Source organism: Halomonas sp. ND22Bw, from assembly GCF_003011945.1.
In the GTDB taxonomy this organism is placed as follows: Bacteria; Pseudomonadota; Gammaproteobacteria; order Pseudomonadales; family Halomonadaceae; genus Halomonas; species Halomonas halophila.
Window position 1 is genome coordinate 1 of sequence record NZ_PXWD01001214.1, and the last position, 258, is coordinate 258.

Genomic DNA, 258 nt, shown 5'->3' on the forward strand with positions numbered 1-258 from the left:
GCTATTCGGGCGAGGTGCTGCTGCCCGTGCCGATCCACGCACCGGCCTCGGCCCGGCCCGGCGAAATCCTGACCCTGACGACGGACGCGCTGTTTCTGGTGTGCAGCGACCAGATGTGCGTGCCGCAGCCGATGACCCTGTCGCTGGCCCTGCCGGTGCGCGAAGGCGCGGCCCCCCTAGCCCGACCGTGGGGCGCGCAGATCGAACGGCTGGTCGAGACCGCGCCGCGCCCGGCCGGGATCGAGGCCCGGCTGACCG

The 258-nt window shown here is 74.0% G+C and carries 1 protein-coding gene; it reads left to right on the forward strand.

Going from position 1 to position 258, the window contains the following annotated elements; translation table 11 throughout:
* Positions 1-258: hypothetical protein (locus CVH10_RS22030; RefSeq protein ID WP_219924992.1), on the forward strand; the 258-nt coding region annotated here is incomplete at both ends.